We start from the raw sequence: 16862 nt of genomic DNA on the forward strand, positions 1-16862 counted from the left end.
TGCCGGTTACTTCATCCTCGCGAAACCGGCGTCGATCTGCTCGCCCAGCATGTCGTCCAGCAAGCCGCAGTTGCGCACCCGCTCGATCGCACGGTCCAGTTCGAGAGCGCCGGGCGTTCCGGCGAGGCGCAGCCTGAAATCGCGGGCGATGCGCTCGGCGCGGGCGACCGAGCAGAACCGGCCGAGCATTTGCGGCAGCCGGGTGGCGAAGAACTGGCCGTCGCCGCTGTCCAGCATCCCGTCGAGATGGGCGAGAGCCCAGTCGTAGCCCATCTCGCGCGTGGCGCTGCGCGCCATTACCCCATCGAGCAGGTCGCGCTTCTCGCTTTCGCGCAGGCGCGGATCGTCAAGCGCGAGAAGCCAGGCGGCCAGCTTGGGATCGCTGGTGCGCGAGGCGGCGGCAAGCGCGGCGGGGCGAAACACCGGGTCTTCGGAAGACAGCGCACGGTCCACCAGATCGCGAGCGGCCTGATTGTCGCGCTTGTAGAGATAGAGATCCAGCGCATGGTCCAGCCAGGCCGGATCGAGCGCGGTCCTGTCTCCCGCGAGATAGGCGGCCATGGCATTGGAAAGCTGGTCGCGCAGGCTGCCGCCGCGCCCGGTGTTGAGCAGGGCGGATACCACCTGGACCCGCCGCTGGGTGCGCGCCGAAGCCTCGCGCGCATAGATGCCGTAGCGGGGATCGAAGCCCAGCTCCTTGAGCAGCGGAGCGTAAAGATGTTCGCGCAGCAGGCCGAAACTGCGGCGCGCCTGCGGGCTGACGAAGCCCTGCATCATGTAGCGGGCCAGCGCCTTGTCCGGTGCGTCGGCGGCGTGCGGATCCTGGTGGTGGATGAGCTTGCGGGCGAGCTGCGCCATTTCGCCGACATTGCCGCGCCCCGCGCGGATGGAGGCGTCCAGCGAATCGACCAGCGCCAGCGCCTCGCCGCCGGGAAGACCGTCTGCCGAAGCGATGAGTTCGTTCCAGTGCCGGGCCGTCAGTTCGAAACGGTAATAGCCGCTGCCGCCGGCATTGGGGAACACCGGGCCTTCGCCGGGAACCGTGAAGATCTGGCTTCGCTGGTCCATGATCGTGCAGGTGCGCTGAAGGCCGCGGCGGAAGCACAGCGGAATGGTCCAGCGGGCATCGGGCGTCGCCACCCCGGCGGTCGTGTAGCGAAGCTGGGTCACGGCCAGCCGGTCGCCGGTCTGGCGCATGGCGAGGAGCGGCACGCCCTGCTGCTCCACGAAACTGCGCAGCGCCGGCACCAGCCGGGGATCGCCCGCCACTTCGGCAAGGGCGGCGAAAAAGTCCGCGCTGGTGGCGGTGCCTTGCCGGTGCGCGGCGATGTATCGGCGCACACCCTGCCGGAAGCGATCCTCGCCCAGCCAATCGGCAATCATGCCGACGACGTGGCCGCCTTTGCCATAAGTGATGGAATCGAATGCCGAATCGATCTGGTCGCTGGTCTCGATCGACTGGCGGATCGGGCGGCCCGCCAATAGCCCGTCGATATCCATCGCCTGATAGCCGGTGCCCAGCGCGTCGCCCGCGATCCCGAGATCGGGCCGCCAGCGATCGCCCACCCGGTAACCGATCCAATTGGCGAAACTCTCGTTCAGCCAGAGATCGTCCCACCAGTCCGGCGTGACGAGATCGCCGAACCACTGGTGGCCCAGTTCATGGGCCACGATCATGCCGAACTGGCGCTGCTGCTCCACCGGCGCGTTTTCGTCCATGACGAGGATATCGTCGCGGTAGAGGTCGGCGCCGGGGTTCTCCATGGCGCCGGGCAGGATCGGGCTGGTCACCTGGTCGAGCTTGGGGAAGGGAAAACGCTCCCCGAAATAGTCCTCCAGCAGGGTGACGATGCGCTTGCTCCCCTCCATCGCGAAAGCAAGGTTTCCGGCATTCTGGCGCGTGGAGACGATCCGCAGCGGCAGCGGCTCGCTCCGTTCCGGCGTAGGGGGCACTTCGCCGGACAGGATCGCGAAAGGCCCGACCATCACCGCAACAAGGTAAGTCGGCAGCGGCGGCCCCGGAGCGAAGCGGTGAACCGCCAGCCCGTTCTCGAGCGCGGGAGTGCCGGTCTCCGGCCCGTTGCTGATCGCGGCGAGGCCGGGCGGCGTGCGCAGCGTGATCGCGAAAGGCGTCTTGAATCCCGGCTGGTCGAAACCGGGAAAGGCGGCGCGGGCATCGATGGACTGGAACTGGCTCCAGGCATACCAGGCGCCCTCCACTTCCACGCGGAACAGACCGGCCGGTCCCTGTCCGAAGGCTGCGGTGTAATCGAAGGCCAGGGTCAGCGGACCTGCGGGAAGGTCTTCGTCGAAGCGCACCTCGGCAAGACCCTCTGCATCGAGTTGCCTCCAGTGGCCGACAAGGGTCCGCCCGGCAAAATGGGCCTCGACCCGGGTCATGCCGAGCTCCCGGCCGTGCAGGTATAGTCTAGGTGTCTTTCTGGTCAGGTTCAGGTCGATCTCTGTCCGACCGGAAAATCGCGGCTTCGACGGGTCCACGGTGAGGTCCAGCCGATAGGCCAGCGGCCTTGCCGAATCGTCCAGTCGGCCGAACGGAAGGTCGGGTTTCTGCGCCTCCACCACGATTGCGGCAGCCGGCTCGGCCATGGTGCCACCCGTCTCCTGCGCCGCGGCGGCACCCGGCACAGCAAGCAGCGCCGCGAACGGGATCGAGCCCCGGAATATCCCCATCAGCTCAGCGCATCAGGCCGCCGATGAGATTGCGCGCAAACCGGCCAAGCCCCGGAAAACCTATGGCTTTCCCAAGAGCATCCCCCACCGTTCCCGCCGCCGCGCTGGCGGCCGAAGCCTTGGGATCGGCACGGCTTTTCCTGCCCTGCATCGACTGCGCGAGAATCGAACCGGCGCTCGCCGCCGCCGCGCCGGCAGCGGCCTTGGCCACCTTTCCGCCCAGACCGTCCCAAAGACTGGGGCTCTTGCGCTCCTGCTTGCCGACTTCCTCCTTGCCCTTTTCCGCCACTTCCTGCGCGGTTGCGGCCGCATCGGCAGCCTTGGCGGCAAGGATTTCCTCCGCGCTTTCCCGGTTCACGGGGGTATCGTACTTGCCGTCGAACGGGCTGACGGACTGGATGATCGCGCGTTCCTTCGCCTCGATCGGACCCAGCCGCGAACGCGGCGGCGCGATCAGCGTGCGCTGGACAACGGTGGGCGCGCCTTCGTCGTCAAGCGTGGAAACCAGCGCCTCACCGACCTTCAATTCGGTGATCGCCGCCTCCACGTCGAGCGCGGGATTGATGCGGAACGTATCCGCCGCCGCCTTGATCGCCTTCTTGTCGCGCGGGGTGAAGGCCCGCAGCGCGTGCTGCACGCGGTTGCCGAGCTGACCGGCGATATCCTCGGGAATGTCGATCGGGTTCTGGGTGACGAAGTAGACGCCCACGCCCTTCGAACGGACGAGGCGGACGACCTGCTCCACCTTGTCCTGCAAGGCCTTGGGAGCATCGTCGAACAGGAGGTGAGCCTCGTCGAAGAAGAACACCAGCCGGGGCTTGTCGGGGTCGCCGACTTCGGGAAGCACCTCGAACAGTTCGGACAGCAGCCAGAGCAGGAAAGTGGCGTAAAGCTTCGGACTGCGCATCAGCTTGTCGGCCGCGAGCACGTTGATGTAGCCGCGCCCCTTGTCGTCGCAGCGGATGAAATCGGCGATTTCCAGCGCCGGTTCGCCAAAGAACCGCGCCGCGCCCTGACTGTCGAGCGCGAGGACCTGCCGCTGGATAGTACCGACACTGGCCTTGGTCACATTGCCGTACCGGGCCGAAAGCGCAGCGGCATTTTCCGCGACATGCGCAAGCATCGCCTGGAGATCGGGCAGATCGAGAAGCAGAAGCCCCTGCTCGTCGGCATAGCGGAAGACGATGTTGAGAACGCCTTCCTGCGTATCGTTGAGGTCCATCAGCCGCGCGAGCAGCAACGGCCCCATTTCCGAGATCGTGGTGCGGACGGGATGGCCCTGCTCGCCATAGATATCCCAGAAGACCGCCGGATTATCGGAGTAGGCATAGTCGGTTATGCCGATTTCCCTGGCCCGCCCTTCCAGGATGGCGGCATTCTTGAACTGCGGGCTGCCCGGCATCGAAATGCCCGAGAGATCGCCTTTCACGTCCGCGAGGAAAACCGGCACGCCGGCGGCGGAAAACTGCTCGGCAATAGTCTGGAGCGTGACGGTCTTGCCGGTGCCGGTGGCTCCCGCGATCAGCCCGTGACGGTTGGCGCGGCCCAGCCGCAGGACCTGCCGTTCACCATTCCCACCGAGTCCCAGGAAAATCTCGTCCATTCACCGCTCCTTGCACCCGCCATCGTGATAGAGCGGCCTCGGTGCGAGGGCGAGAGGGATTTTGCCAGCGGCGCCGTTCATCGCTAAAGGCCCATTTCCGAACATGTCCGAAGCTTTCGTCCTCCTTGATGATGCGCGCCGCGAAGGCGCCGCCGATGCCCGGTTTTACCGGGCCGCGACCGAAATCGTCGTGGCCCGCCAGCCGCACGAAATCGCCCCCGCGCTGGAGCGTATCGAGCAGTTGGCGGCAAACGGACTGCATCTTGCCGGATATCTGACTTACGAGGCCGGCCTCGCCCTGGAACCGAAGCTGGCCGCGCTGCTGCCGGACCGGATCGGCGCTGCGGGACCGCTGCTGTGGTTCGGCGCCTTCGAGGGATACGAGACGGTTGCGGCCGCCGAAATGCCCGGCTGGCTGGCCCGCCATGCCTCGGGCGGACCGCGCGGCATCGGCCCGCTTGAACCGCAGATATCCAGCGGGACCTACGCCCGGGCCTTCGCCCGCCTGCATGACGCGATCGAGGCCGGCGACATCTACCAGGCCAACCTCACCTTCCCGCTGGCCGGACCATGGCATGGCGACCCGCTGGCGCTCTACGCCGCGATCCGCCCCTCGGCGGCGGCCGGGTACGGCGGAGTGATTCACGACGGCTCGCACTGGCTGCTGAGCTTCTCGCCCGAACTGTTCTTCACGCTGGAAGGCGGGCAAGTAACGGTCCGCCCCATGAAAGGCACCCGCCCGCGCGGCAGGGATGCGGCACAGGACGAAGACCTGCGCGCCGAACTCGCAGGCTCCACCAAGGACCGGGCCGAGAATCTCATGATCCTCGACCTGATGCGCAACGACCTCTCGCGCGTGGCCGCTGCAGGCAGTGTCCGTGTCGAGGATCCCTTCGCCATCGAAAGCTATCCCACCGTCCACCAGATGGTCTCGACGGTGCGGGCCGATCTGGCGCAAGGCAAGGGCGCGGTGGACATCCTGCGGGCGCTCTTCCCCTGCGGCTCGATCACCGGTGCGCCGAAGATCCGCGCCATGGAACTGATCGCCGAAGTGGAACGCCATGCCCGCGGCCCTTATTGCGGCTCGATCGGCAGGATCGATCCTACTGGCGAGGCCGCGTTCAATGTGGCAATCCGCACTCTGCGCCTGACGCCGGGCGACAACGGCACCGGCCGCGCGGTGCTGGGCGTCGGCTCGGCCGTGGTCGCCGATTCACAAGCGCTTCCCGAATGGCGGGAATGCCTGGTCAAAGGGGGTTTCGTGAGAGAGTCGGCAGGGGCATCCTCGCCCGCCAGTTTCGACCTGATCGAGACGATGTGCTTTACGCCCGAAAAGGGCATTCCGCTGCTCGAACTCCATCTCGAGCGGATTCGCGCCAGCGCCGAAACGCTGGGCTTCAGTTTCGACCGTCACGCCGTGCGCAATGCCATCCAGGCATTGTGCTTCGATGCCGATGCCCCCTCTAAGCTGCGCCTCGTCGCCTCGCGCAGCGGCGCCTACGCGCTCGAACTTTCCGAACTGCCCCCAGCCTTTGCCGGGCCGGTGATCGTGGGCGTGCTGCGCCTGCCGGTCGACAGCGGCGACTGGCGCCTGCGCCACAAGACCAGCGACCGCGGCTTCTACGAGGCTGGCCTCGCGGCAGCCAAGGCGGCAGGCGCAGGGGAAGCCCTGTTCCTGCGGGACGACGGGCTCGTGACTGAGGGCACGTTCACCAATCTCTTCGTCGAACGGGACGGCATGCTGCTTACCCCGCCCCTCGCGCTCGGGCTGCTGCCCGGCGTGCTGCGCCGCTCGCTGATCGAGCAGGAACGCGCGGTGGAAGCGGCACTCACGCTCGACGATCTCGCCGATGGCTTCATGATCGGCAATTCGCTGCGGGGGCTTCTCCCGGCCCAACTCCTCAAGTGATGTTGTCCTGCTGATGCATAGCTCCGCCGCCCTCTCCCGCATCGCCCCCTCGGGGACGACCGCGATGACCGACCGCGCCATCGAACTGCGCGAATCCGGCCTCGACATCATCTCGCTTTCGGTGGGCGAGCCTGATTTCGCCACCCCGCCCCACGTGATCGAGGCCGCCAAGGCCGCGCTCGACGATGGCCAGACCAGATACACGGCAGTCGGCGGCACTTCGCAGCTCAAGCAGGCCGCTGCCCTGCACTTCGCGCGCGACCTCGGGATCGAGGTTCCTGCCTCGCAAGTGACGGTGAGCGCGGGCGGCAAGCAGGCGATCTTCCACGCCATGCTGGCCACGGTGAGCGAAGGCGACGAAGTGATCGTGCCTTCGCCCTGGTGGGTCAGCTATCCCGAGATCGTGCGCTTCGCGGGCGGCAAGGTCGTGCCCCTGCCAACCCTGGCGAAGGACAACTTCCGCTTCACGCCCGCCGATCTCGAAGCGCAGATCGGCCCGCGCACGCTGTGGGTTCTGCTCAACAGTCCCGGCAATCCGACGGGCGCCTACTATCCGGAAGACATGCTTCGCGGCATCGGCGAAGTGCTGCGCCGCCATCCGCGCGTCATGGTGCTTTCCGACGATATCTACGCGCCGCTCAACTATACGCTCGATGGTACAGAGGCCCGCCCGCATGCAACGCTGGCGAACCTCTGCCCCGATCTTGCGGACCGCATCCTGACCGTCTCGGGCGTTTCCAAAAGCCACGCGATGACGGGTTTTCGCATCGGCGTCGCCGCCGGCCCGCAGTGGTTGATAAAGGCGATGGAAAAGCTCCAGTCGCACTCCTCGGGAAACCCCTGCTCTATCAGCCAGGCCGCCGCCGTGGCCGCCTTTGCCGGCCCGCAGGACTTCCTGGCCGAATGGCGCGAGCGTTTCCGCGCCCGCAGGGACAGGGTGGTGGCCGCGATCAACGCGATTCCCGGACTGTCCACGCCGACTCCGGAGGGCGCGTTCTATTGCATGATCGATGCCGCCCCGCTGATGGAGCGCTTCGGAGACGACGTGAAACTCACCCTTCACCTGCTGGAGCAAGGCGTCGCACTCGTGCCGGCCTCGGCGTTCGGCGGGCGTGACGGCTTCCGCATCAGTTTCGCCGCAGACGACGCGCGGCTCGAAGAAGCGCTCCGGCGCATAGAGAAAGCATTGACGTAACATGGAACTGGAAATCCTCTTCGAGGACGGCGAGGCGCTGGTCATCGACAAGCCGGGCGGCCTTCCGCTCGACACGCCCCGCGCGGGCGGCCGCAGCCTCGAAGACCGGCTCGACGAGCTGAAACTCGGCTTCCACCGCGCGCCTGCGCCGGTCCACCGGCTCGACCGCGACACCTCGGGCTGCCTGCTGCTCGCCCGCAACCCCAAGGCGCTGAAGCGGTTCTCCGCCGCCTTCGAGGAAAAGGTCGTCGAGAAGCGCTACCTCGGCATCGTCGCCGGGACCATCGCCGACGAGGAAGGCACTATCGCGCTCAACCTTTCCAAGGTCAGCACCGTCAAGGATGGCTGGCGCATGATCCCGGCCAAGAAGGGCAAGCCCGCCGTCACGCACTGGCGCAAGCTGGACGAGAAGAACGGGATGACCCTTGTGGAATTCCGCCCTGAAACCGGCCGCACGCACCAGATCCGCGTCCATGCCGCTTCCGGTCTCGGCGTGCCGCTGCTTGGCGATCCGGTCTATGGTTCGAGCAAGGGCGCGCCGCGCACCATGCTTCACGCCGCCGCGATCACGGTCCCACGCGGTGGTGACAAGGAGCCGATCGTGGCGGTTGCGCCCCTCCCGGCAGACTTCGCCGCGTTCGGCTTCAGCGATGAATGAGCGAGGTTGAGGAGACCATCGGCCGCGCCCAGGCGCTGGCGAGCGAAGCCTTCATCGCCTCGACCGGCCCGGGCGGGCAGAACGTCAACAAGGTGGCGACGGCGGTCCAGCTGCGGATCAACGTCTATGCGCTGCGGCTGGCTCCGCCGGTCTTCGCACGGCTGAGGGAACTGGCCGGCAGCCGCATGACCTCGGCGGGCGAACTGATGTTCACCGCCCGCCGCTTCCGCACGCAGGAAGCGAACCGCGCCGATGCGCGCGAACGACTGGCGGAAATGCTGCGCGATGCTCACAAACTGCCGGAAAAGCGCGCAAAGAGCCGTCTCAACCGGGTTGGCAAGGAGCAGCGGCTGAAAGGCAAGAAGCTGCGCGGCTCGGTCAAGGCCGGGCGCGGCAGGATCAGTTTCGACTGAGGTTCAGTTGCGGGCGGGGGTGGCCGCTTCGCTGGGGCTGGATTTTCCCGGCTCTCCATGGGCGCCGCCGACTCCGGCAGGCGGTCGCCGCACCTCCAGCATCTCGGCCGCCTCGCCCAGCGCGCGGGCTTCACCCATGGTGACGGCGCCCGGGCCGGGTACCGAATCGGATGGCCCGCAAGCTGCCAGCGGCAGGACTGCGATCAGCAGGCAGGGAAGTCTCAAGGATCTCAGCCCTCGATCACCCGGGCATGGGGGTGGTGCCTGTCGATATGCTTGCGAATCATCTTGAGGTTCCGGCTATTCGAACGGAACATGAAGTCGAACAGGTCGCCCGCGAGGGGAATGGCGCCCAGCAGCGTATCCACGCCGACATTCGCGGTCATCCGCGCGAGTTGCCACTTCGACATGCCGAGATTGCGGGCTTCCCAGACGAGGTACATCCCCAGGACCGCCGAAACCACGTCTCCGGCCACCGGCACCAGCCCGACGACCGCATCGAGCCCCACTTTGCGACGGAGGCCGGGCAGGGCGATGGCGCGTTCCAGCACATATTCGACCATCTCGACGCGGCGCACGATCGAAACCGCGTCAGCGCCCAGCGGCAGGTCCATGTCCATGCGGCGGGCGGAAGTCTGTCCAGTCGCCAAAGTCGTGGCACTCCTCAATCGGCATGAACGCCGTTCCGCTTATTTGGGCACCCAGGCCAGCGGCATCAAGGGGTGCCATCCCCAGGTGTTCGGCGCGAAACCGGCCACGCTGCCACGGACCAGCGACCAGCGGATGGGTGTTCCGAAGGGAATGAAGACGTTGGCGGCAGTCAACTCCGCCTCGGCTTCGGTCAGCAGCGCCGAGCGTTCCTGAGGGGTCGCCGCTGTGGCGGCTTCGGCAACGCGGGCATCGGCATCCGTGGAACAGAGGCCGTGCCGGGCGCTGCAGGAAAGCCGATTGAGGAACCATGCCGCCCGCGGATAGCGGGCTACGTCGTCAATCAGCAGGAGATCGGCTTCCTCGGCGCTGCCGGTTCGCGCCAGATGCACGCCGATCGCGGCGAGGTCGGCGGTCAGCCGGTCCAGCAGGATGTCCGATCCGCTGCCCACGGGCAGCCAGACCGTAACACGCGGACCGTTCGGAGCGGGAAGGGGCACCGGGGACGAAGCACCCCGCGCGCTCCGCACCGCCGGAGCCGGCGGTTCGGACGCGCCTTTGCCCCCCGAAGCCGCCACCCAGCGGCGTATCCGCGCGGTGGCCAGGCTGCGGCGCTCCTCAAGCGATTGCTCGCTCCAGCGTTCGCCTATGGTGCCGAGATCGCCGTCAAGGCTTGGCGTGACGATCCGCGTCGTCCCGGACCAGCCGCCAAGGCTGAACGGTGCGATCAGGCCATCGCGGTCGATCGCCATGGACAGGGCTTCCCGGTTTGCAGGATCGGCAAGGAAACCCTTCTCGTTCATTATCTTGAGGCCGAACAGCCCGACCACGGGATCAACCTGGATGGTGCCGCGCAGAATTCCCACCGAACGGGTCAGCGGAAAGTCCTGTATCTCGCCCCCCATCACCAGATCGACCGTGCCATCATTGAAGGCATCCACTGCAGCGGGACCATTCAGCGCCTGCACGTCGATCCGGCGTGTGCGCTGTGCCCAGTTCTCGATCGCGGGAAGCCCAAGGGTTGCGGGGTCGATCGGTGTCAGGCGCGCCGTCTGCCGATCACGCTCCAGCCGCATGGGCCCGGCGCCGCGCCGCTTGAAGGTCAGGCCGAGTTCGGGCTGCGCAAGCAGTTGCAGCAAATAGGGCATCGGCCTGTTCAGGCGGATTTCGACGACCCTTCCGGCCATTGCGCGAATTTCGTCGATACCGGCAAGGTCACGCGCCAGAGGTGTGTCGTCGAGCGATTTCAGTGCCTCTTCCAGCGACTTCTTCGCCGATTCGGCAGTCAGCGGATCGCTTGAAAGCCAGTCTCCGTCGCGGAGCCGGAAGATGTAGCTCTGTCCGTCGTCGGTAACGATCCAGCGGTCCGCCAAGGCGGGAATCACCCGCCCCTTCTCGTCGAAGGAAACGAGCCCCTCGGCGGTGGAGGCACGAATGAGCTGGCCTGCCAGGGGCAGATTGTCTCCGGCCTCGAAAGGATCGCCGGCAGCACCAATCACCGCGACGCTCAACGCCGAATTGTCGGAAGATCCGCAGGCGGCGAGCGCCAGCCCGGCCAGCGGGACCAGAGCCCGGAAGGCTTTGCGCGAAGCGAACATCGGCACCGGCCTAGGTCGTAAACTCATGAACAGCATCATCGAGGCGCCCAAATGGCGAACAGCTCGGGCCGAAGCTGACGCCGGGCGGGCTGGTTGCCCGTCCAAGGCAGCTTCGGTTCGAGATGGAAGCCATTTGGGCGTCCCTTCGGGATTTGACCAAAATGGCCCATCGCTGCGTCGGGAAGTCTTGAAATATCGACATATTCCATCGCCTTCCCTTCTTGCGCTGAGCCATTTTGCCTCAAACCTCGATGGTGCCGTTTATGAGTTTACGACCTAGTCCATTTCGGCAGATGCGCAAATGGCCGGCAAGGCTCGGAGGCGAGTTTTCGTAAGGCTATCGGAAGCACGATCCGCAGCGTGACGCGAATCAGACCTTGCGCAGGTTCTGGTCGGTCGACGTCACGGGTGCGTACTGCGCTTCGTAATTGCGCACGTAATTGGGTGCATGATCGGCCGCCGGAGCCGCGGTTGCGCGCGCCAGCTTGGGATCGATCTCATCGCTGAAAGCCACACCGAAGCGGTTTTCCTGGACCCAGGCCACAGACCCCGGAACCCAGCCGATATTGCGGATGTTCACCGAAACCACGGTGCCGCGCATGACCTGCACGCCGCCTTCCCCCATCATGCCGCCCGCCGAAAGGTTGCGGACCTTGATGCGGTACTCACCCTCAAGGCCATCGATGCGCAAATCCGCCATGAGGAACAGGCTGTCGCGCGCGATATGGCGGTTTTCGGTTTCGTTCATGAGGTCTCGTCCGGCATTCCGTCTGGCGGCGATGATATCACGAAGAACGGTCCGCGATAGCCACCGCACCCGCGCCCAAGGCGCGTTTCCGGTCGATACCTAAAGGCGAGTGGCAAAGAAAGCCTTAACGCCCCGATCTGCCTGCAAGGGTTGCCGGCCGGTAGATCGGGGCTTCAAGCGCTGAAAACAGCCGAGAACTATTCGTCCCGAGAGACTTTTTCGCGCCGCTCGTGCGCTTCCTGGGCCTCTACGGTCATGGTCGCGATCGGTCGGGCTTCGAGCCGTCCAAGGCCGATCGGTTCGCCGGTCACTTCGCAGTACCCGTATTCGCCTTCCTCGATCCGGCGCAGGGCGGAGTCGATCTTGGCGATCAGCTTGCGCTGACGGTCGCGGGTGCGCAGTTCGATGCCCCAGTCGGTCTCGCTCGAGGCACGATCATTCAGATCGGGCTCACGGATAGGACCGTCCTGAAGCTGTGCCAGCGTGCCGGCAGAGGCATCGAGGATCGATTTTTTCCAGGCCAGCAGCAGCCGCCGGAAGTAATCCTGCTGAGCCTCACACATGTAGGTCTCGTTCTCAGCGGGAACGTAAGAACCGCCAAGCATACGCTTTGCCTTGGCGAGGACATCAATTTCGTCAGCTAGGGCCGTTGCCATCCAGAGAATCTCCGCACGAATCCCCCCGGCCTGCCTACGCCCTGCGACCCCGGATTTTTCCAGTGGCCTATACGGCAAACCGCGGTGGGCGGCCTATAAGACCGCCCCATTGCCTGCACAAGGCCATAACCATGGCAGTCCACAAAAAACCTGAACGCTAGTTCGGTTCGGGACGGTTTTGCTCCGTATCCCTACAAGGAACCTTGCAGATTTATCCTTAACCGTTTGTTGACCATGCGCAGGTCACTGTTCCCTCATCGGGCCGCAGACCGCGGCAGAAATGTCTCGGGATACGAACGATGAAGGATGTCTGGATCAAGGAGAGCCGCCTTACCGCTGCCGGCGTGGCCGACCTGAAGGGTAACGACCTGCTGGTGGCCGACCGGCTTGCAGCAGCGGCACATGGCGATTTTTCGGCCTGCTTCGACCTTGGCGTAGCGTATTCGACCGGAAGCCACGGCATGGCCTGCGATCTTGTCGAAGCGCACAAGTGGTTCAACCTCGCCGCCGTGAACGGGCATGAGGAAGCCGCGACATGCCGGGCCGAACTGGCCGATGAGATGACCGCGCGCGAGATCGCCGAAGCCCAGCGCCGCGCGCGTCAGTGGCTTGCCGCCTCGCCCTCTTCCCCGTTACCCGGGGCCGCCTGACATCGGAAACAGGCCGTGTTCAGGGTTTCCTGAATGGCGTCCGCCCGCCCAGCAGGAGCTGATCCTGCGCGATTCCCGCGCGTTCCTGTTCGAGATAGTCGGCGATAGCGGCTCGCAGCCCCTCGTGGACGATGTAGTGCGCCGAGATCGTGCGCACCGGTTCATAGCCTCGTGCCAGCTTGTGCCCGCCCTGCGCCCCCGCCTCCACGCGCGAAAGCCCGAGCGCGATCGCCGCGTCGATGGCCCGGTAGTAGCAAAGTTCGAAGTGCAGGAACGGCTTGTCCACCAGCGCGCCCCAGTACCGTCCGTAGAGCGCCTGATCGCCGATGAAGTTGAGCGCGCCCGCCACCGGCCGGCCGTCCATGTAGGCGAGCAGCAGCAGAATCCGGTCCCCCATGGTCTCTCCGAGCAGGGAGAACGCCTCGCGCGTCAGGTAAGGCTGCCCCCACTTGCGCGCGCCGGTATCCTGATAGAAGGCCCAGAACGCGTCCCAGTGCCGTTCACCGAGTTCATCCCCGGTGAGCACGCGGACCTCCAGCCCCTCGCAGGCCTTCTCCCGCTCCTTGCGGATGTCCTTGCGCTTGCGGGATGAGAGCGCGCCAAGGAATTGATCGAAGCTTTCGTAGCCGCGATTTTCCCAGTGGAACTGAATATCCTCGCGCAGCAGCCACCCGGCCGCCTCGAACACGGGAACCTGATCGGGTGCGATGAAAGTCGCATGAGCGGAGGAGAGCCCGTTCTCGCGGCAAAGCGTTTCGGCAGAGGCCAGCAGCGCCGGAGCAAGCTCGGGGTGAGGCGTGAGCAGGCGAGGCCCGGTCGCGGGCGTGAAGGGCACCGAAATCTGCAACTTGGGATAATACGAACCGCCAGCACGGTGCCACGCATCGGCCCAGGCATGGTCGAACACGTATTCGCCCTGGCTATGTTCCTTGAGGTACGCGGGAAGCGCTGCCGCGAGCCTGCCTCCGGGGCCGTCCACGGTGATCGGCACCGGCGTCCAGCCGCTGCGCCCGCCAACGCTGCCCGACGCTTCCATGGCGGAAAGGAAAGCATGGGAAACGAATGGATTGCCGCCGCCGCTCAGCGCATCCCATTCAGCTGCGGGGAGTTCACTGACGCTGCCGTGAATGCGGGCCGTGAATTCCCCCGCACTCATGCCGTTTCTTCCGCTGGTCGTTCGAAGATGACCGCATCGGCATGAAGCCCTGCGCGTGCGTGGTGCTCAGGCCGCCGCACCGTCCAAGTCGCGACCGGCAGGCCGCGCTTGCGCTGCGCGGCGGCGAAACGACTCGGCAGGTCGCGAACGTCATAGGCAAGAAAATCGGGACGAGCCTGCCAGAGCGCGAGACGGCGGCGCAGCTTGCCGGGAAGCGCGCGGTCTTCGCCCTCGGATACGACCAGTCCGCGCACGGTGTGCGGCGAATGACGGTGATACCAGCGCGAGACGCGCGGATCGAAGCTCATCACCGCATGAGAGCCGGTATAGCCCTCCAGCACGCGGCGCACCGCCAGGCACAGGGCGGCAACTCGCGTGCTGCGTGACGACTTCAGCTCGATCAGCACAGGCGCACGGCCGGCGATCTGGTTCAGCGCCTGCCGCAGGCTCGGGATCGTCTCCGCCGTCCCGCCCAGCGTGATGCCCGCAAGCTGGGCGGCACTCCGGCGGAACACCGGCCCTGTCTCGCCCGTGAGCCGGTCCAGTTCGCCATCGTGGAATACGACCGGCGTACCGTCACCGGCTCGCTGCACGTCGAGTTCGACGCCGTAGCCCTCCTCTACCGCGAGCCGGAAAGCCGCGAGCGAGTTTTCGGGAATGACAGCGCCGTGAAGCCCACGATGGGCATAGTCGTGTCCGCCGATCCACCCGACCTTGCGCGGATCGGGCGGCGGCGAACACCAGCGGTCAAGCAGGGCGAACGGCAACGATGGCGTCCACTTCGACAGCGGCGCCAAGCGGCAACACCGGCACGCCCACAGCGCTTCGGGCATGCTTGCCCGCCTCGCCGAACACCGCCACCATCAGTTCCGAGGCGCCATTGGCGATCTTGGGCTGGTCCGTGAAATCGCCGGTGGAATTGACGAAGGCGCCAAGCTTCACCACGCGCTCCACCCGATCCAGCGAACCGAGCGCCGCCTTCAGCTGCGCCAGGATCATCACCGCGCAGGCCTGCGCCGCCTCCACACCCGATTCGAGGCTCACGTCATCGCCCAGACGGCCGGTCACGAGCTTGCCCTCGACGAACGGCAACTGGCCGGAAACATGCGCCAGGCCGCCCGCGACGACGACCGGCACATAGGCCGCGACCGGCGCGGCGGGCTCGGGAAGCGTCAGGCCAAGCTGCGAAAGGCGGGTTTCGATCTCACTCATGTTCAGGGCTTTCCTTCAATCGGGCCTTCAATCGGGGCGTCAGTCGGGTTCTGGGTCAACCAGTCGATAAGCCAGGGGGTTGCGGCATCCCATCGGTCGATCCGCGCATGGGCATGACCGGCCAGATGGGCACAGGCGATGTGCGGCGCCAGCAAGGGCTCGGCACAGAGATGCAGGCGGCCGATCTCCGGCGCAACCCCGGCCACGGAGCCGTGATGCTGGGCGAGATCGTCGACGAAAACCGCGCGAGAGGGCGTATATTCATCAAGGATCGCCTTCAACGCCGGGCCTTTCGGCCCCTGGTTGGTGAAGACGCGCACGTCGATGCCATGATCGGCCAGTTGCAGGCGGCGCGCCTCCTGCCGGAAATCCATGAGGTTGGTGAGCACCACCACGTCGGCATGTTCGCCGATCGCGCGGATCGCCTCGACAGCGCCCTCCACCGGGGTCTGCCGGTGCATCTGGCCATCGAAGAACTTGTTGAGCAACGACCACATCTCGGCCTGTTCGAGCAGGTCGCCGGTCTTGATTCGCCGCATCGCGCTCGAAAACTCGCCCCGGCCCATGTCGAAGGCCACGCCTTCCTCCTCGGCCAGCCAGTCCCTGAAATGCGATACCATGTAGAGCAGCACTTCGTCGCAATCGGTGATGAGCAGCGGGCGGTTCATGAGCCGAGCCTTTCGCGCGCCGAGGCCAGCGCCATCGGCGAAACCGCCAGTGCTTCCGCCGCCGCCACGAGATCAGGCTCGTGCGAGCACAGGAATTCCAGCACGGCCGCCATCGTCGCGGGTTCCCCCAGCGAGGCGCGCAGTTCGTCGGGCGTCAGCCCGGTCAGCGCCAGGAAGCGTTCGGCGCGGTCGGGATCGCCCAGCACCCAGCCGAGCGCATTGAGCGCGAGCGCCTGGGGGTCCTGCGATGGGGATGGCGACTCTCGAAGAATTGTCAGTCTCGCTTGCGTGTCATAGAGCGGGAAGTCCCAGCCCTAGATGGTGTTCAGGCGTCGAATGGCAAAGCGTATCCTTGTTGTCGAGGACAACGACCTCAATCGGAAGCTCTTTTGCGACGTGCTCAAGAGCCAGGGCTATGCCGTGGAGCCGGTGGCCGACGGACTGGACGCGCTGGAAAGGGCGCGCCAGTTCGTGCCCAACCTCGTCATCATGGACATCCAGCTGCCCAATGTCTCGGGGCTGGACCTGATCGAGGCGGCGAAGAAAGACCCCGTCCTGCGCACGATTCCGGTGCTCGCCGTCACCGCCTATGCGGGCAAGGGCGACGAGGAGCGCATCCGCGAAGCAGGCGCGGAAGGCTACCTCGCCAAGCCGGTGTCGATCGGCCCGTTCATGCAGGCGGTTCGCGCCCTTCTGTGATAGGGCGAAGCACCAGGCGAATCCGGCCTTCGCTTGACTTTACCCCTCGCCGCCGCTTTTGCGCCGCAATTCCCGGCCAGAGAGCCGCCCGAAATTACCGGAGTTGAAATGACCATGGACCGCGCAGAGACCTCGGCCCGCATCGCCGCGCTGATCGAACCCTTCAACAAGAAGGGCGTCGAGATTACCGACGCGACCCGCTTCACCGACGATCTCGAATTCGACAGCCTGACCGTCATGGACTTCGTGGCCGAGATCGAAGACGGCTTCGACATCATCATCTCGATGAACCAGCAGGCCGAGATCGAGAACTACGGCCAGCTCGTCGACGCCGTGGTCAAGCTCCAGGGCTGAAGGA

19 protein-coding genes are annotated in these 16862 nt (G+C 65.9%); 7 read left to right on the top strand and 12 right to left on the bottom strand.

The window, feature by feature from the left end; all coding sequences use genetic code 11:
• Nucleotides 1–6: 6 nt before the first annotated feature.
• Nucleotides 7–2691 carry a M1 family metallopeptidase gene (locus tag ACLIMP_RS02085; protein ID WP_324697225.1) on the bottom strand — a complete coding sequence of 895 codons (2685 nt, stop codon included), beginning with the start codon at nucleotides 2689–2691 and terminating at the stop codon, nucleotides 7–9.
• 4 nt (nucleotides 2692–2695) lie between these two features.
• On the bottom strand, nucleotides 2696–4294 hold the full coding sequence (locus ACLIMP_RS02090; RefSeq protein WP_324697227.1) for a helicase HerA-like domain-containing protein: 1599 nt from the start codon (nucleotides 4292–4294) through the stop codon (nucleotides 2696–2698).
• Between the two features lie 103 nt (nucleotides 4295–4397).
• On the opposite strand from ACLIMP_RS02090, the gene pabB reads away from it, so the two are divergent.
• Genes pabB through arfB form a run of 4 tightly spaced genes read left to right on the top strand, consistent with a single transcriptional unit; the run spans nucleotide 4398 to nucleotide 8469 of the window.
• Nucleotides 4398–6203: an aminodeoxychorismate synthase component I gene (pabB, locus tag ACLIMP_RS02095; protein ID WP_324697229.1), complete on the top strand. Its 1806-nt coding sequence runs from the start codon at nucleotides 4398–4400 to the stop codon at nucleotides 6201–6203.
• Nucleotides 6204–6216: 13 nt separating this feature from the next.
• Entirely contained in the window at nucleotides 6217–7398 is a 1182-nt protein-coding gene (locus ACLIMP_RS02100) for a pyridoxal phosphate-dependent aminotransferase (protein WP_132468663.1), read from the top strand.
• A 1-nt stretch (nucleotide 7399) separates the two neighbouring features.
• A complete protein-coding gene (locus ACLIMP_RS02105) occupies nucleotides 7400–8056 on the top strand; it encodes an RluA family pseudouridine synthase (protein ID WP_324697233.1) in 657 nt (218 codons plus the stop codon).
• On the top strand, nucleotides 8053–8469 hold the full coding sequence (arfB, locus tag ACLIMP_RS02110) for an alternative ribosome rescue aminoacyl-tRNA hydrolase ArfB (RefSeq protein WP_185998432.1): 417 nt from the start codon (nucleotides 8053–8055) through the stop codon (nucleotides 8467–8469). Before ACLIMP_RS02105 ends, arfB begins: the two co-directional genes overlap by 4 nt.
• 3 nt (nucleotides 8470–8472) lie before the next feature.
• Here arfB and ACLIMP_RS02115 read toward each other — a convergent pair whose 3' ends face one another.
• The 5 genes from ACLIMP_RS02115 to dksA all read right to left on the bottom strand — a co-directional run bounded on the left by ACLIMP_RS02115 (nucleotide 8473) and on the right by dksA (nucleotide 12119).
• On the bottom strand, nucleotides 8473–8694 hold the full coding sequence (locus ACLIMP_RS02115) for a hypothetical protein (RefSeq protein WP_324697236.1): 222 nt from the start codon (nucleotides 8692–8694) through the stop codon (nucleotides 8473–8475).
• A 5-nt stretch (nucleotides 8695–8699) separates the two neighbouring features.
• Nucleotides 8700–9089, bottom strand: a complete 390-nt coding sequence (locus tag ACLIMP_RS02120) for a DUF4112 domain-containing protein (RefSeq protein WP_054442215.1) — start codon at nucleotides 9087–9089, stop codon at nucleotides 8700–8702.
• Between the two features lie 69 nt (nucleotides 9090–9158).
• The gene (locus ACLIMP_RS02125; RefSeq protein ID WP_443478021.1) at nucleotides 9159–10742 is read right to left on the bottom strand and encodes an ABC transporter substrate-binding protein; all 1584 of its coding nucleotides are present in this window, start codon (nucleotides 10740–10742) and stop codon (nucleotides 9159–9161) included.
• 343 nt (nucleotides 10743–11085) lie between these two features.
• Entirely contained in the window at nucleotides 11086–11463 is a 378-nt protein-coding gene (locus tag ACLIMP_RS02130) for a PilZ domain-containing protein (protein ID WP_054442213.1), read from the bottom strand.
• A 197-nt stretch (nucleotides 11464–11660) separates the two neighbouring features.
• Entirely contained in the window at nucleotides 11661–12119 is a 459-nt protein-coding gene (gene dksA, locus ACLIMP_RS02135; RefSeq protein ID WP_054442212.1) for an RNA polymerase-binding protein DksA, read from the bottom strand.
• A 299-nt stretch (nucleotides 12120–12418) separates the two neighbouring features.
• On the opposite strand from dksA, the gene ACLIMP_RS02140 reads away from it, so the two are divergent.
• Nucleotides 12419–12769, top strand: a complete 351-nt coding sequence (locus ACLIMP_RS02140; RefSeq protein ID WP_054442211.1) for an SEL1-like repeat protein — start codon at nucleotides 12419–12421, stop codon at nucleotides 12767–12769.
• 19 nt (nucleotides 12770–12788) lie between these two features.
• On the opposite strand, the gene ACLIMP_RS02145 is transcribed toward ACLIMP_RS02140, so the two are convergent.
• From ACLIMP_RS02145 to ACLIMP_RS02165, 5 genes are read right to left on the bottom strand one after another with little or no spacing between them, the layout of a single operon-like run.
• Nucleotides 12789–13925, bottom strand: coding sequence for a GNAT family N-acetyltransferase (locus ACLIMP_RS02145; RefSeq protein ID WP_324697243.1), 1137 nt, complete (start codon nucleotides 13923–13925; stop codon nucleotides 12789–12791).
• Nucleotides 13922–14692, bottom strand: a complete 771-nt coding sequence (locus ACLIMP_RS02150; RefSeq protein ID WP_324699089.1) for a glycerophosphodiester phosphodiesterase family protein — start codon at nucleotides 14690–14692, stop codon at nucleotides 13922–13924. The genes ACLIMP_RS02145 and ACLIMP_RS02150 overlap by 4 nt, the downstream gene beginning before the upstream one ends.
• A complete protein-coding gene (locus tag ACLIMP_RS02155) occupies nucleotides 14673–15137 on the bottom strand; it encodes a RidA family protein (protein ID WP_324697245.1) in 465 nt (154 codons plus the stop codon). Before ACLIMP_RS02155 ends, ACLIMP_RS02150 begins: the two co-directional genes overlap by 20 nt.
• Before the next feature lie 2 nt (nucleotides 15138–15139).
• The gene (locus ACLIMP_RS02160; protein WP_132468662.1) at nucleotides 15140–15805 is read right to left on the bottom strand and encodes an HAD family hydrolase; all 666 of its coding nucleotides are present in this window, start codon (nucleotides 15803–15805) and stop codon (nucleotides 15140–15142) included.
• Nucleotides 15802–16083, bottom strand: a complete 282-nt coding sequence (locus ACLIMP_RS02165) for a DUF3572 domain-containing protein (RefSeq protein WP_221937217.1) — start codon at nucleotides 16081–16083, stop codon at nucleotides 15802–15804. Before ACLIMP_RS02165 ends, ACLIMP_RS02160 begins: the two co-directional genes overlap by 4 nt.
• Before the next feature lie 58 nt (nucleotides 16084–16141).
• Here ACLIMP_RS02165 and ACLIMP_RS02170 point away from each other — a divergent pair, with 58 nt between their 5' ends.
• Nucleotides 16142–16504 carry a response regulator gene (locus ACLIMP_RS02170; RefSeq protein ID WP_054442205.1) on the top strand — a complete coding sequence of 121 codons (363 nt, stop codon included), beginning with the start codon at nucleotides 16142–16144 and terminating at the stop codon, nucleotides 16502–16504.
• Nucleotides 16505–16618: 114 nt separating this feature from the next.
• Nucleotides 16619–16858, top strand: coding sequence for an acyl carrier protein (locus ACLIMP_RS02175; RefSeq protein ID WP_054442290.1), 240 nt, complete (start codon nucleotides 16619–16621; stop codon nucleotides 16856–16858).
• Nucleotides 16859–16862: the final 4 nt, after the last annotated feature.

It is taken from the genome of Novosphingobium aeonii (assembly GCF_052279045.1).
GTDB lineage: Bacteria > Pseudomonadota > Alphaproteobacteria > Sphingomonadales > Sphingomonadaceae > Novosphingobium.

Excerpts from the sequence above, each read along its gene's own strand:
- ACLIMP_RS02085 (WP_324697225.1), bottom strand. The coding sequence starts at position 2,691 with ATGGGGATATTCCGGGGCTCGATCCCGTTCGCGGCGCTGCTTGCTGTG.
- ACLIMP_RS02090 (WP_324697227.1), bottom strand. The coding sequence starts at position 4,294 with ATGGACGAGATTTTCCTGGGACTCGGTGGGAATGGTGAACGGCAGGTC.
- pabB (WP_324697229.1), top strand. The coding sequence starts at position 4,398 with ATGTCCGAAGCTTTCGTCCTCCTTGATGATGCGCGCCGCGAAGGCGCC.
- ACLIMP_RS02100 (WP_132468663.1), top strand. The coding sequence starts at position 6,217 with ATGCATAGCTCCGCCGCCCTCTCCCGCATCGCCCCCTCGGGGACGACC.
- ACLIMP_RS02105 (WP_324697233.1), top strand. The coding sequence starts at position 7,400 with ATGGAACTGGAAATCCTCTTCGAGGACGGCGAGGCGCTGGTCATCGAC.
- arfB (WP_185998432.1), top strand. The coding sequence starts at position 8,053 with ATGAGCGAGGTTGAGGAGACCATCGGCCGCGCCCAGGCGCTGGCGAGC.
- ACLIMP_RS02120 (WP_054442215.1), bottom strand. The coding sequence starts at position 9,089 with ATGGACATGGACCTGCCGCTGGGCGCTGACGCGGTTTCGATCGTGCGC.
- ACLIMP_RS02125 (WP_443478021.1), bottom strand. The coding sequence starts at position 10,742 with ATGAGTTTACGACCTAGGCCGGTGCCGATGTTCGCTTCGCGCAAAGCC.
- ACLIMP_RS02130 (WP_054442213.1), bottom strand. The coding sequence starts at position 11,463 with ATGAACGAAACCGAAAACCGCCATATCGCGCGCGACAGCCTGTTCCTC.
- dksA (WP_054442212.1), bottom strand. The coding sequence starts at position 12,119 with ATGGCAACGGCCCTAGCTGACGAAATTGATGTCCTCGCCAAGGCAAAG.
- ACLIMP_RS02140 (WP_054442211.1), top strand. The coding sequence starts at position 12,419 with ATGAAGGATGTCTGGATCAAGGAGAGCCGCCTTACCGCTGCCGGCGTG.
- ACLIMP_RS02145 (WP_324697243.1), bottom strand. The coding sequence starts at position 13,925 with ATGAGTGCGGGGGAATTCACGGCCCGCATTCACGGCAGCGTCAGTGAA.
- ACLIMP_RS02155 (WP_324697245.1), bottom strand. The coding sequence starts at position 15,137 with ATGAGTGAGATCGAAACCCGCCTTTCGCAGCTTGGCCTGACGCTTCCC.
- ACLIMP_RS02160 (WP_132468662.1), bottom strand. The coding sequence starts at position 15,805 with ATGAACCGCCCGCTGCTCATCACCGATTGCGACGAAGTGCTGCTCTAC.
- ACLIMP_RS02170 (WP_054442205.1), top strand. The coding sequence starts at position 16,142 with ATGGCAAAGCGTATCCTTGTTGTCGAGGACAACGACCTCAATCGGAAG.
- ACLIMP_RS02175 (WP_054442290.1), top strand. The coding sequence starts at position 16,619 with ATGGACCGCGCAGAGACCTCGGCCCGCATCGCCGCGCTGATCGAACCC.